Origin of the sequence: Sutterella sp., assembly GCF_030539355.1 — a bacterium.
Lineage (GTDB): Bacteria > Pseudomonadota > Gammaproteobacteria > Burkholderiales > Burkholderiaceae_F > Sutterella.
In genome coordinates, this window is record NZ_JAUNSF010000074.1 from 1 (window position 1) to 15,368 (window position 15,368).

The 15,368-nt window shown below is 65.3% G+C and carries 1 protein-coding gene; it reads left to right on the forward strand.

The genetic code is table 11. From position 1 onward, the window contains the following. Positions 1 to 3,408 precede the first annotated feature (3,408 nt). On the forward strand, positions 3,409 to 14,946 hold the full coding sequence (locus Q4F91_RS09840; RefSeq protein ID WP_303337235.1) for a hypothetical protein: 11,538 nt from the start codon (positions 3,409 to 3,411) through the stop codon (positions 14,944 to 14,946). The last annotated feature ends 422 nt before the right edge of the window (positions 14,947 to 15,368 follow it).

The following is a 15,368-nucleotide window of genomic DNA, read 5'->3' on the forward strand; positions in this document are numbered from 1 at the left end:
GATCAACGGCGACTATGTCAAGGGCGAGACGGACTACAGTTCCTCCCACCAGAGCATGTACGCGAACATCATCGCCACGGTGAACGTGAACGAGAACGCCACGGTGACGAGCGAGAAGGACGTCTCCGTCACCGCGAATGCCTACAACAAAGTCTCATCGCTCCAGGGCGTCGAGAGGGTGCTCGACACGATTCTCGACTGGGCCGCGTACCTCGGAACGGGCATCAGCCTCAAGGGCGCAGGCGTCAATCTCGACACCTACGGCACGGTGAACGTGAAGTCGGGCGCCACGCTCAGGTCGGGCGGTAATCTCACTGTCAAGGCCTATGTCGACACGAGCATGAAGATCGGCGCCAAGACGAAGACCTTCGGCCTCGACGGCTCGACGCAGGCCAAGCTGATTCCACAGACCGCCGTGGTCGTGGGCGTCGCCGACTCCTATGCGAAAGTCAACATCGAGAGCGGCTCAACGCTCGAGAGCGACGGGAACATGACGCTTCTCGCCAAGGGAAAGCTCTCCTCGAGCCTCTCGGTGAAGAACACCGCCAAGGGCAAGACCGCCAACGACTATGTCCTCGGTCTCGTCTGGAACAACATGGACGCCTCGGCCGATCTGGTCGTCGCCGAGGGCGTGACGCTCAAGATGAATTCCACGAGCGGCACTTTCTCGGCCGCCGCTGAGCAGAGCAACTCGATCACCACGAAGGCCTCGGCCTCCGTGGGCGAGAATTCCACGGTCGAGGGTGCGATCATGCTCAACTGGACCGATGTCAACACGAGCGCGAACGTCACCCTCAATTCCGGCGTCACGGGCGAGACCTACTGGACAGGCGGCAGCCTCGATCCCCGGTATTACGATGTCACGGGGAAGATCGACGTTCATTCGACCAACTACACCTCGGGCTACAACGTCACCGCCGAGGTGTCTACCTCCGACCCGAAGGTTCTTGACGCCCTCTGGGGCACGTTCATGGGCGAGGTCACGAAGTCGGTCCTCTCGAACATCTTCAATGTGGCCGGCGGCTCGGCCCTCAGCCCGCAGGAGGATTTCCGCGGCGCGATCTCCGCGGCGGTGATCGTGGGCGAGCAGACCTCCTCTCTGACGATCGGCGACAACGTCAAGCTTCGCGCTCTCAACGGCGTCACGATCGAGTCGAGCTCGGTCCTCCATGATCATCACTTCGAATCCACCGCGGTCGCTCAGGCGCAGTCCAAGACCGGGGAAGGCACGGGCACGCTCTCCTCGGTTGCACTGCTCGTTCAGACCGCCGGCGGTCCGCTCGGCACCGCATCGGGCGACGGCGAGACGGTGAGCTCCAAGCTCACGATCGGCGACGGGGCGGAGCTCTGGTCGCGCTACGGCACGGTGACGCTCTCGAGTGATGCGCGCATTGACTGGAACCGCCTCCAGACGATGTACGAGACCCTCCAGAAGATGTGGTCCGGGCTCAAAACAATGAACGTCGCGGGTACCTGGGACAGCTGGGCCACGAAGCTCGACGAAGCCTTGAAGACGCTTGACGAACAGTCGATCACCAACCTGAACCTCTCGGGCATCGAGGCCGTGATGGCGGTTCCCTACCAGCTCACCGCCGGGCTCTATGACGCAGTGGTCGGCAGCCTCTCGAGTATCGCAACGCTCTCGGCGGTCGCCGATCTCTATGACGCGGCCAAGGCCTACGCAACGTACTCGTCCTACTTCAACACTGTCGTGCGCGCCTCGACCGTCTCGCCCTACGCCACGGGCGCTCAGAGCGAACTGGACATCGCGGGCAGCATCGCCTACATCGGCAAGGGCGTCAAGAGCACCATCACGATCGGCAAGGGGGCCGCAATCACCGGCGGCGGCGGTGTCTCGATCACGAGCACGACGAACCTCACGAGCGACGCGGCCGCCGGGCGCCTGACCGCCTCCGAGATTCCGTTTGTTTCCTGGGGGTCGACGGGCGACGGCGCTGGTGCCTCGGTCCTCGTTCACAACCTCTCGACCGACAACGTGATCACGGTGAAGGAGGGGGCTGAAATCCGCGCCGGCTGGGAGGACACGACCTGGTGGAAAGAGTTCCAGAGCGGCAATATTGAAATCAACGCCACCGACGGCGTGAAGGCGCTCTCGATCGTCGCGGGCGGATCCTCGAGCGGCGGTGATTCGGCCACGGTCTTCAACGGCATGGTGGGCGTCGTCATCATCGACTCGAACAATCAGGTGATGATTGACGACGAGGCGCTTCTCCGCGCCTACAACATCGCCGTCTCGGCGATCAGGACCGACAGCATCCAGACGATCGCCGGCGCGTACTCGGGCTCGGGCGGCACGGCCGTCGGCGTGGGCGGCGCGGTGAACGTCGTGACGCTCAAGAACCTCGTGACGATCGAGGACAACGACGGCGACGAGAGCAAGTACGAGAAGTCGGGCGACTACGTCGGCCTGCATGCCACGCGAATCCTCGGAAAGGAATCCCGCGATTACCTTGACGGCACGCTCCTGCTGCGTGCCGTGAGCGACACCGCGATCAACGCGGTGGGCGTCGCGGGCGCCTACGCGTCCTCCTCGGGCGCGAGCGAAGGCACCTGGGCACAGAGATTCCAGGCCACGACCAACAACGGCATCGGCTCCTACTTCAACTCGTGGCTGAAGAAGCAAGCCGAGGACAAAGTCAAGTCCATCGGCCAGACGATCGGTTCGGTCCTCGAAAGCAAGGAGACGAAGCTCAAGAAGGCCGCCGCGCAGAACAGCGGCGACGGCCAGAACATGGGCAACCTCTCCCAGGACAACAAGGACGGCGCGATTATCAAGGACAGCCTTGATGAGGGTTCCACGGGGGTTCAGATCTCCGGCGCGGGAAGCTTTGCCTGGAACTCCGGCTCGGTCACGAACGCCGTGACGGTCAATCCCCTTGAATCGACGAAGTACACGATCGAGGCGCGCGACCTTGACGTCAACGCGATATCGGACAAGTGGATCGGCGCCTGGGCGGGAGCCGCGGGCCTCTCGATGGCGGGCTCGGGCGCCACGCAGCGGACCTCGGTCGCCGTTGGCGGCGCGCTCGCGGTCAATGCAACTGACATTACGAACACCTGGAAGCTCGCCAACGTTGCGCTCGACCTCTCGAACAGCTTGAGCGCGGACATCTACTCGGACGGCACGGTCGTCGCGGAAGGCCTCGGCATGGCGGTCTCGACGACCGGTACCACGACGTCGGTCGCGGCCGACATCTCCGTCTCGGTGAACACTTTCTCGTCGAAGAACACCGGGGAAGTGACGAATGTCACGGACGACGAGTCCGAGTCCGGCTGGACCTTCGGCCAGACAGTCTGGACGGGCGATACGCAGGTCACGGGCGGGACCGGCATCGGCATCTCCGTGGGCAGCGCCGCGACGAGCGTCGCCGCGGGCTCACGGTGTCGGTGGCAGACATCGACAACACCGTCACCTCGCTCCTTGACCGTGCCACTTTCACCAAGGCCGGCAATCTCAATACGAAGGCCTACATCAACGTCACTCAGATCAACACGGCTGTCGGCGTCCAGATTGCGACCGGCGCCACCGCGGCCGCGGGCAACGGCTCGATTCTCGTGACCACGCTCACGAACACCGTGAATGCAGGCATCACGAACTCCTCTCTCTCGCTCACGGATTCCGCGAAGGTGACGGTCGAGTCGCGCACGGCGAGTTCGGACGAGCAGACACTTTTGCTCACCGAGAAAAAGGACTCCATGAAGAAGCCCGATCTCAAGAAGCAGACGCTGATGCTGCTCGCGGACTCGGACGAGACGACCACGGAAGAGACGACGTCCTACAGCGACACGGACATCTCGGACTTCGAGCTTGACGACCCGGGCTACACGCCGTTCGAAAACACGACCGCGGCTGCCGAGACCGAGTTCCTCGAGAAGAACGGAACTACTGACAAGACCGTCGAGCAGGCTCTCGGCAACGAGTCGTACTATCAGGACGGGTCTCTGAAGCTCCAGAATTTCCAGAGCACGACCTACGGCTCGACCAACTCCTCGCAGGAGTACACCGAGCAAAAGGTTGCCGACCTCGTCAGCGGCAAGAACATGGTGCAGACCTCGGTCGCCCTCTCCGTCGCCGCGGGCAGCGGCTCGAACGGCGGCGCGGGCATCATCGTCGTCACGACAAACAACAATTTCAAGACATCGCTCACGGGCACTGACATTGTGAAGGCGGGCACGCTCGCCGCGCAGGCGAGGAACGACATCGTCAGCGTCGCCGTCACAGCCGGCGTCGCGGGCGGCGCGGGCGAGTTCAACCTCGCGGGCTCGGTCCTCGTCTCGAACGTGACGCAGAACGCGGTTGTCGAGGCCAACGACTTCACGGCCACGCTCGCGGGAGCCGCCTCCATCGCGGCGAAGAACTCCGCGACGACGGTCAACGTCACGGGCGACCTCGGCTTCTCCGTGGGCACGTTCGCCGGAGGCGCCTCGATCCTCGTCATGAACACCGACGGCACGGCCGCGGTGTACCTCGGCCGCACCGAGGACGGAACGAAGGAGGATGGCGCCACGCTCGTCACCACGGCGGAGAACGCCAAGCTCGAAATTGACGCGGCCAACGACTCCTCCGTCTGGGGCGTCTCCATCGTGGGCGCCGGGTCCTCGGGCGTCGCGCTCACGGGCTCGGTCGCGGTGAACCGCGTCGCCAACCGCACCCTCATCTCGGGCAAGAACATCGCGCTCACGGGCTGGGGCTCTGCGGCCCTCTCGGCCACCGACGCCTCCTCGATCTGGACGCTCTCGGGCTCCGTCTCGATCTCCATCGGCACCGCCGGCGTGGGCGGCGCGGTCGCCTACACGTCGAGCGGCCGCAAGTGGGACTCGGGCGGCAATGAAGTCGACTTCGCCGGCACGATCATCAACGTTGACGGCCTGACGCTCAGTGACGTCGACGAATTCTCGGCCGCCGCGGACGCGACCGACAAGATCCACAATCTCACGCTCGGCGCGGGCGGAGGCGGCACGGCGGGCCTCTCGGGCGCCGTCGGCACGAACGAGGTGAAGCGCACGGTCTCGGCCACCCTCACGGGTGTCTCGGGAACCGTCAGCAATGGCCTCTCGGTCACGGCCGTCAAGAATTCCGTGATCGGCAACCTCAACATCGCAGGCGCCGCCGCCGGGGTCGCCGCAGGCACGATCGGACTCTCGGTGAACCGCATCACTGGCGGGACGACCGCCGCGCTCGCGGGCGCCGAGAACAAGACGCTCGCCGCCGACACGCTTCTCGTGCGCGCCAGGGACGCGAGCGACATCGAGTCGATCGGCATCGCGGCCGCAGGCGCCGGGACCGGCGCCGGCGCGGGCGCCGCGGCCATCAACCTGATCACCACGAACGTCACCTCGCAGGTCTCGAAGCTCACGGCGACGGTCGCTTCCGCGGCCCTCGTCGAATCCGTGCGCGACTCCGTCATCGGCACCTACGACATCTCGGGCTCTGGCGGCAGCATGGGCGCGGGAGCGCTCTCGGTGACCGTCACCGAGGTGAAGGGCGCGACGCTCGCCGAGATCCAGGACTCTGCGATCACCCTGGGCACCGGCTCGAGCACCCTCACCGCCACGGGCGGCATCGAGGACGACAAGATCACGAGCACCGCGACCGACAACTTCCTCGAGGAGGACCTCGGCAAGCAGAGATCAGCGGGCGAGTCGGTCTCCGGCCTGCGCGTGAACGCCAGTTCCACGCAGACCTACAAAACGATGGTGGGCCTCGGCTCCGGCTCGGGCTTCGGCTCGGCCGTCGGCGGCGGGAACATCACCTACGAGGGCGGGTCGACCACCGCGCTCATGAGCGGCTCGGCCATCAATGCCGGGACGAAGAACGTCGCCGTCACGTCGGGCAACTACACGAACGTCAACACGATGCTCGTCGCCGGGTCAGTCGCGCTCATCGCGAGCGCCGTTGTCGACGTGAACGTCATCACGACCGAGCACGCCTCGCAGGCCTCGGTCTCGGGCGGCTCGATCACGACCACGGGCGACGTGGAGATCGAGGCCGAGGGCAAGGAAGGCTTCGGTAACCTCACCATCCAGGTGGGCGGCGCGGCCCTCGGTGCGGGCACGATCGGCGTCAATGTCACGCGTCGTCTCTCCGGCACGCTCGCGAGCGTGGCGAACGGCGCGACGATCAGCGCGGGCCAGTTCACGCAGAGCTCCGGCTACATCGGTCGCACGAGCCAGATCTCGGTCAACGTGGCCGCGAGCCTCGTCGGCTCGGCCATCATCAACGTCGGCGTCAACTACGCCGGCAACGAGACCCTCTCGACCTTCTCTGGCTCGACGCTCACGGCCAACGAGGCCTCGATCTCGTCGAAGGCCGAGAATGTCTACAGCACCACAAACGTCGATGTCTCCGCCGCGCTCTTGGGCGGCATCAACACCTCCGTGCAGGTGAACACGGTCGAGGGTTCGGCGACCACCGCCGTTGACTCTTCGAAGCTCACCACCTCGGGGAACCTCACGCTCTCGAGCGAGAACGACTCCTCGTACACGGGCAACAACACCCAGGTCACCATCGGCATCGCCGACATCGGCGTCTCGGTGATCAGCAACCGCTTCCACGGCAGCTCGCTCACGAGCGTGACGAACGGGTCCGAGCTCACCGCGGGCGGAACGCTCGCGATCACGACCGCGCAGAACCGCATGACGGATTTCTCCTCGATCGGCGCCGCGGTCGGAGTCGCCTCGATTGCGGTCAACGTCATCTCGACCGTCATCGGCCGCGAGGACGATCCCTACGGCATCGAGACGGCGAAGAAGGACTCGATGGATACCGGTGAGAACACGCTCGACCAGAAGCTCTCGACGATCGACAGCACCGTCTCGGGCTATCTCAGCAAGTACGGCTCCGACTCGACGCTGACGAGCTTCGCCTCCAATTCCTCCAAAGGCACCGAGACGGCGAGCCAGTTCACCGCTGACGAACTCACCTCTCTCGCTGGCGCAGTCAAGAAGAGCGCGGTCTCCTCCGACGGCGGCGCGGGCTCCGGCACGCGCGTCGTTGTGTCGGACTCGAAGCTCACGGGCGCTGCGGTCAACATCAGGGCGTCCGAAGACACCGCAGAGGGCGCGGGCTTCAAGCCGACCCTCGGCGTCGGCTCGATCAGCCTCGCGAGCGTCGCCGGTCTCACCAATTCGCTCTCCATCCGCCACGCGGCCTCGGTGACGATGACGAACTCGACGCTCAATGCGACCGGCACGGGCTATGCCGCGACGATCGGGGCGCTGATCGGCGGCACGCATGTGCTTGATCTCGAACAGGCCGAGCTCTCGGGTCTCAGTATCTCGGGAGCCGCAAGCTCGGTGAAGCTCTCGGGCGGCGCGGACGTGACGATCACCGGCCTCACGGCGACCGTCGGCGCAGGAGAAGGCACTCTCGGCATCACGGCGCTTGACGAAACGAATGTGACCGTGAAGACGCAGAAGTGGTCGCTCACGGTCGCCGCGCTCGGCGCGGCCGTCTCGGAGATCACGGACGCCTCGCACACCCGCATCTCGATGAGCGGGCTCAATCTCACGGGCAGTCTCATTGCTGCCGCGAGCCGGTCGCAGACGCTCTACGCCAAGGCCTACAACAACGGCGGCGCCGGCATCTCGGGCGTGGGCGCCGCGGCCTACGTCACGGACGCGAAGAGCTCGGACGGCGACAATCTTCTTGTCACGCTCGCCGACAGCACCGTGACCGGCTCGAACGTCTCGCTCATGGCGATCAATCAGGCGAATCTCTCGGCCTATGCCTCGGGCAAGGGCGGCGGCGGTCTCTGGGTGGGCGTCGCTAAGTCCACGGTCGGGAGCGCGGGCACGGTTCATGCGACCCTCACCGGCAACAAGCTCAACGCCTCGCAGGTCAGCGTCCTCGCGGCCGCGGGCCTTGAGGGGGACGCGACAGGGAGCGCCATGAACCTCTCGGCCGCCGTCTCCGCCTATGACGGCGGCATCGCCAACCAGACCACGAACTCGGCCACGGTGCGCAACACCACGTCGGCGACCACGGACGTCTCCGGGAACACCTTCCTCGAGCCCGTCACGGACGCGGACGGAAACGTCACCGGCACCGAGCTCTCGGCGCTTGCGAGCGGGTACACGATCTACAACAGCGAGGCCATCGCGAGGACTTACGTTTCCGTGCTCGCGATCGGCGTCAACGGGGCGAACATTGAGCACGGCGTCACGACGACGCTCAATCTCTCCGGCGTCTCCGGAACCACGCTCGCCGGGCTCACCGCGGCGGCGTTCAGCCAGGCGAACGTCGCCCTGCGCGCGAACTCCGCGGGCTTCTTCCAGATCATCGAGACCGCGCCGGGCGCGTCGATCACCTACACCGACACCTCGAACGCCTTCGTGAACGTGAAGGGCGAGTGGGCCGTGTCGGGCGACGCGTCGATCGCGGCCCTCGTCGAGGAGACGCTCACGCTCGCCGCGGAAAACTTCAAGATTGACGCCGTGGGCGGCTCGGGCTCGCGCATCACCGCCACGATGACGGGTGCCTCGAAGGTCTCGGTCGCCGACGGCACGGTGATCAGCACCACGGGCGACCAGTATCTGCTCGCCGACACGACGATCTCGCTCTCGCCCTATTCGGACGACACCTTCACGTCGGGCCTCATGCTCAAGAGCTACCTCTTCGGTCTCGGCGGACTCACCGTCAACGGCATCACGACGACCTCGAACCGCTCGTCGGCGGTCGAGGTGGGGAGCGCGAAGCTCACCTCCGGCGCGAGTCTCGTGCTTGACGCAAGCTCGGCCTACACCTATGACGTGCGCGGCAAGGGCGTCGACGGCGGCCTCGTCATGACGATGGTGAACGTCACGGGCACCCATACAATCAACCAGGACAATCTCGTGACGGTGAAGAGCGGCGCCGAGCTCAGCGCCACCTCGACCACCGGATCGGTGATTCTCGCTGCCTCTGACGCAACGGATCTGCACGCAGAGAACATCGCGCAGCAGTACGGTCTCTCGGGCGGTTCGACCTCATTGCTCACGCTCAGCGTGAACCGCAGGAACGCCGTCTCGCTTGAGAAGGGCGCGAAGATCGACTCCTACGGCACGGTCGGGCTCTACGCAGGCAAGAACGGGGAGGGCACGCTCTCCTCGCTCAAGGTCTATGCCTACGCGCAGGCTTACTGCTGGTCGCTCGTCAACTCCCTCGGGCTGGAGCTCAAAGACACCTTCAATCTCACCGACACGGTCAATGTCGCCGGTGACGTGATCTCGAGCTCGGACATCACGGTTCATGCGAAGACCTCGGTCACCGACTTCGAGGAGGTGAGCAAGTCCTACCGCTGGACCTCGCAGAACGCGGGCACGGTGAGGATCGCCGGCACCGCCTTCGGCACGACCGCCTCGGGCTTCACGGACGACAGCCGTGTCACCGTCACGGGGCTGCTGCAGGCCGGACGCACGACGAGCGCCGATCTGACGATCAGCGGTTTCTACGTGGGCAGCGACGTGGGCTCCGGCTACACGTACACCGACGCCTACGGCAACGTCCTTACCCCGACCGGTGAGATCTCGTGGTCCTGGGGCGAGGGCAGCACTGAGGGCACGGTCGTCCAGGGCACGACATCGCTCACGAACGAGTACTGGACGCGCTACGAGCAGCTCCTCACGCTCATCGCCGAGACTGCGAACGGCTCGACGGCGCAGCTCGCCTACCAGACCGAACTCAAGCTCCTTGAGGAGCAGATGGTGGCCGACGGCTACGCCTCGCGCGACGCCTCGGGCAACCTCTCGCGCATCGAGAAGTCGAGCACTGTGCAGACCATCAAGGTCTCGGACCTCAACCTCGCCGGCGGCTCGGTGAAGATCTCGTCGGACAGCGTCGAGGGCACCGGAACCATCACGGCCAAGGCCGCCGACCATCTCAACATCACGAACACATCCAACGCGGTGCTTGAGGTCTCCAATCTCGGCATCCAGAGCCAGGGCGGCTCGGTCACCTGGAACGGGACGTCCGTGACGAGCCTCGGAAACTTCAAGGGCACGGTGAACTCCTCGCCCTCGGACAGCGCGGCCAAGGTCACGATCCGCTCCGTCTTCGCTGGCGGCAAGACCGTCTATGCCACCGCCGCGGACGGGACGCGCACGACGATCCCGGTCACGAGCGGCATCAACATCACCGGCACTGTCTACAACAACGTGGGCAGCCTCTCGGTGCAGAGCCTCGGCGACATCTACATCCCGACGAGCGTGCGCGTCTACGCCTCGGGCTCGATCACGCTCGCCTCCGAGACCGGCTCGGTCACGCAGTCATACGTGAGCGGCATCTACACGGTGGGCCAGAGCAAGGTCGAGGATCTCTGGGCCGAAGAGACCTCGTCGAGCACGGAAACGAAGTCGGGCGGCGGCGGCGTGATCGCCGGCGGCGACGTCATCATCTCGGCCGACATGATCAATGTGAACGGCACCATCCGCTCGGGCTTCAACTCCTTCGTGATCAACATTGACCCGAACAACACGGAGGTCACCGAACGCATCGACGCCATCAAGGCTGCGTGGCAGGCAAGCGGGTCGCCGAAGTCCTTCAACGTCTACTCGGACGACTACCTCGTCCAGTCGGCCACCTACGTCGAGGCGGACGGCGTGCTCTCCTGGGTGCCGGCCATCTGGTACAACCCGGCCACCAGCCAGCTCGTCATCGAGGACATTACGCCCACGGCGGGCCACGTCTACCTCACGGGCCGCATCGCCAACACGGGCGGCGGAACGATCGTCGCGAGCGACGGCGTCGCCGACGTGACGATCAACGTCACGGGCTACAACGTCTCGCTCGGAAACATCACGACGGGCACCAAGACGGGCGGCTCGATCCTGATCACCGACACGGCCTACGCGGACTCAACGCGCTCGGCAAAGGTCACGCAGTACATGGACGGGGTCACCACGACCTGGGACCTCGTGGACGGCCAGAGAGTGAACGAAGCGACCGTCGAGGGCTACACCGCCTACCAGCCGCTCGAGGGGCTCGCCTACTGGTGGTCGAGGACCTGGGGCACGGTGAAAACCCATGTCGAGCGCACGAAGCGCTGGTTCTCGCTCTTCGGCATGTACGAGGGCGCCTGGACGATCGACTCCTGGTGGGACAACGAGACGACGACGCGCAAGGAAAGTCCTGCGACCGGAGCGACGCTCGGCGTGCTCTCGGGCATCGACTGGGGCGACAACAAGTTCCTCGTGCTCGGCGAGACGGAGACGGTGGACGAGGGCCTCACGAAAACGACCGATTACTCCTGGACCGAGTACAGCCAGGGCATCCATTTCAGCGGCTACGACTACTATCAGAAGACGACGGTGACGAGCACCACGACGACTGCCACCTATGCGGTGAAGGCCGACAACGAGATCACGATCGGCACCTCGACCGCGAACGGCAAGATCGACGTCAAGGTCACGGGCGGAAACCTCTCGCTCGGCGGGCTGCTCACGACCGATGGCGGTGAGGTGTACCTCAACGCCATCGCGAGCAGTTCGAGTCAGCGCTACGTCGGCATCACCTCGGGCTCCGAGACGGCCGGCATCTCGGGCGCCTCGAACATCGTGCTCTCGTCCTCGGCGACGAAGGGCTACGTCGGCACGGGCTCGAACGCGATCAAGCTCTACGGCAGCTCGGGCGTTGAGAACCTCACGCTCTGGGTGCACGCGGGCAACAGCGTCTACGTGGACGCGACGGGTCTCGCCGACGGCGTGACGCTTGACGTGACCGGCGCCTTCTACGGCTCGAGCTGGGGCAGCCACAGCGCGATGAACACGCTGTCGCTCAAGACCAACGGCGACCTCAAGCTGACGAACGCCGCCTCGACGATCTTCGACCTTTCGAGTGCCTCGGGCTCCGTGACGGCCACGATCTCGCAGGAGGGCACGACCGCCTGGATCCGCGACAAGACCAACCGCAAGTACGTGAGCGTCTCCGCCGCGGGCGACATTGATCTCACGAGCGAGACCGATCTCAGCGTCGGTACGATCACCGCGGGCGGCGACGTGAATATCGTCGTGAGCGGCAGCCTCGTGCAGGCCTACACCGCCGACAAGGAGGACGCGATCAACACGGACGACCGCATCGAGTCCTGGAAGACCGCCGGCATCATCATCGATGGCGACACGGACGGCTCCCAGGCCGCCGCGGCTCAGAAGGCGGATGTCATCGGTGCCCTCGAGGCGGCCATCAGGCAGGAATTCGCGCGCTACGAGGCGTACAGCGAGCTTTCCGCGGAGAGCTACGAAGCGCTCTCGGACGACGTGAAGGCCGAGTGCGAGACCCTGAAGGCGAAGTTCTCGGGCTATGAGACGGCCGACGCCTACATCGCGGCTCAGACCGCCACCGCCGGCACCAAGCTCTACGAGGCTGCGAACGCCGAGTACTACGGCTTCTCCGAGTACTCGCTCCTCTACGCGATCTCGCAGTCGATCCTTGACGGCGCGGGCGGCTCGACCTCGTCCAAGGCCGACATCACCGGCAGGACGGTGACGCTCGCGGTCCAGGGCTCGATCGGCGACTCGCTTGATTCCGTGACCTACAACACCTCCGAGCTCACCTACTCGACCAAGGAGGGGCGCGAACTCTTCGCGAAGCTCGCGCGAGCGGGCGTGGGCGACCTCGTCTGGAACGATGACGGCACGTTCACGCTCAGCCTGAAGCGCGCCGTCACGGTGAGCACGAGCCAGACCGAGGGCTACGTCGACCTCACGGCACTCGGCAGCATCTATCTGCAGAGCGTGAAGAACGAGCTCCTCACGGTGAAGTCCGCCAACGCCGGCTCCAAGCTGAGGCTGATCGGCGACCGCGGACTCTACGCGTACGCCCCGTCGGTCTCGACCTACTCGGACGCCGTGTACGGCACCGTCATCGGAAACACCGTCACGCTTGACGGCGGCACGGGCGGCATCGGCGCCGAGGACGCGCAGATCCTCGTCACGCTCAGGACCTCGCTCCTTGACCAGTCGACCGACACGTGGCTCGCCGCCACGGCGACGGGCGACATCTGGGTCGCGACCGCGGACAAGTCCTCGACCGGAACGCTGACGCTCTACACGGTGAACTCCACCTCCGGGTCGGCCAACATCGACGCCGGTCAGATGTCGGTTGTCTCGCGCGCGGCCAACGCCAGCACCGGCGAACCCGCCGGCGAGGTCAAGGCCGCCAAGGGCGTCTCGATCACCGCGGCCTCGATCGGCACCGACGACACCTCGACGGTGCTGCGCGTCGGCAGCACGGAGCTTGCCATCAACGGCACCGCGACGGGCTCCTCGGGCAACACGGAGGCCCTCAGGAATCTGCGCCTGCAGAGCACTGACTCGACCGCCACGATGACGGTTGACTTCGGCGACGAGGCCACGGAGATCACGAACGACGTGGCCCTCACCGCCGCGGGCGGTCTTGCGCTCTCCGGCAAGATGAGCGCCGCCAGCACGGTCAAGCTCTCCGCGGTCTCGGGCGTCACGATCCTCGACGGCGCCGTGATCGCGAGTTCGAAGGACTTCACGACGACGGTCTCGAACGGAGCCTACGTCATGGAGGGCACCGGACAGCTGCTCTCGGGCGGGACTTTCTCGGTGAAGGCCGCCTCGGCCGACCTCGGCGGCGAATCGTACCTCGCGGCCTCTGACGGGCTCACGATCAGAACGACGGGCGACATCGCCACGTCGGGCACCTCCTTCATCTACTCGGGCGGAAAGATCGCGATGAACGCAGGCGGCGCGCTCACGGTCTCAGGCGGCACGCTCATCTTCTCGGGTCTCGAGAACGACACGAGCGTGAGCCTCACGGCCGCGAACGACGTCACGCTCTCGGGTTCCGCCGTCATCAGCGGACAGAAGAGCGCCTCGGCCGAGGTCGCCTCGACCTCGGGGAACGTCACGATGAAGGACGGCGTGCGCATCGCCGCGCTTGTCGTCGACACCGTCGCGGGCGAGACGACGGGCGACGAATCGCCGCTCGCGCAGGTGAAGCTCTCCGAGGTGACGCTCTCCGCCGCCCAGGGCGACGTGATCCAGACGAACATCGTCGAGGACACGGGCGTCTCCGCGGCCAGGGTGAACATCACCGCGAACAACGTCTCGCTGGCGAGCACCACGCGCTATAACGCGGACGGCGAGGCCTACGGCGCCAACTACATCGAGCACATCAACGTGGACGCGGACGGCGACATCCGCATCGGCGTCGATGACTCGAAGACGACGATCACCGTGAACGCCGAGAACTCCGGCAACGTCTTCGGCGACCTCGTCGTCAACGGCGTCAACAGCGCGATCTCGTTCGTCGAGGCCGACGGCACGTCCGACGAGGAACTGCAGGTGCTCGGCAACGTGTCGCTGCACGGCTCCACCGTCACGGCGGGCTGGCTCCACGCTGCGGGCTCGGTCGAGATCTCGACCGGTCTTTACGACAAGGCGGACACGACCTCGGTCGCGCTCAAGCGCGTCGACGGCGAGAGCGTCACGATCCTGACGAACAAGGGCTCGATCGCCACCGGCAACGTCGTCGGCACGCAGTGGGTTGACATCTACCGCACCTCGACCGACAGCTCGAAGCCCGGTTCGATCACGGTCGGCGCTGTCTACTCGGGCGGCGACGCGGTGCTCTACAACGCCTCGGGCGCGATCACCGCGGCGGGTGTCACGGCGGACTCGACCTACGTGATCACGTCCTCGAAGCAGACCGTGAGCGGCATCGACACGACGGCCGCCCGCACCTGGGTGCTCACGGGGTCGTCCGCGCTCGCGCGCTACCTCGACGCCCGCGTCTACGCCGGTCTCGCGGCCGATGAGATCTCCTTCGGCATGCTCGGTCACTTCTCGTTCCAGGACGTGGTCGACGACCCGATCGAGGCCGATGTGATCGAGGACATCGAGGAAGTGATCAAGCCCGCTGCCACGATCCCCGCGGCAGCCGAGGCCCAGATCACGGTCGCGCCCAACCCGGTGGCCGAGTGACGTTCCTTCCTTCGGCAACGTGCCGCCCCGCGAGGGGCGGCACACCCGGATCCCCCGGATCCCCTCCCTTCGGGGAGGAGGGTCCGGGGGATTATTTTTGTGTGTCACAATGAAAAAAATGCCAAAAACTGCTTGATGCGTGCCAAAGGGAATGCTTATCCGTGCACGAACAGAAGTAACTGTCAATAAGGGTAAATACGTAGCACAAGCAAAATAAGCGGAGGGGACCGGCGATGATGCCCAACAGTCCGAGGAAAAGCGCGCTCTTTGTAAATTTGCCTAATCTTGCCGCAAGGGTTGCTTCGAAAAAGATTGCTTGAAATTGAATTCTGCGATACAGTGAAGTGTACGGAGCGTGACCCGAAGTTCTCCTGTCTTTGACAGCTTAAAGTCGAAAAAATTCTTATAGATCAGGTCGTTAA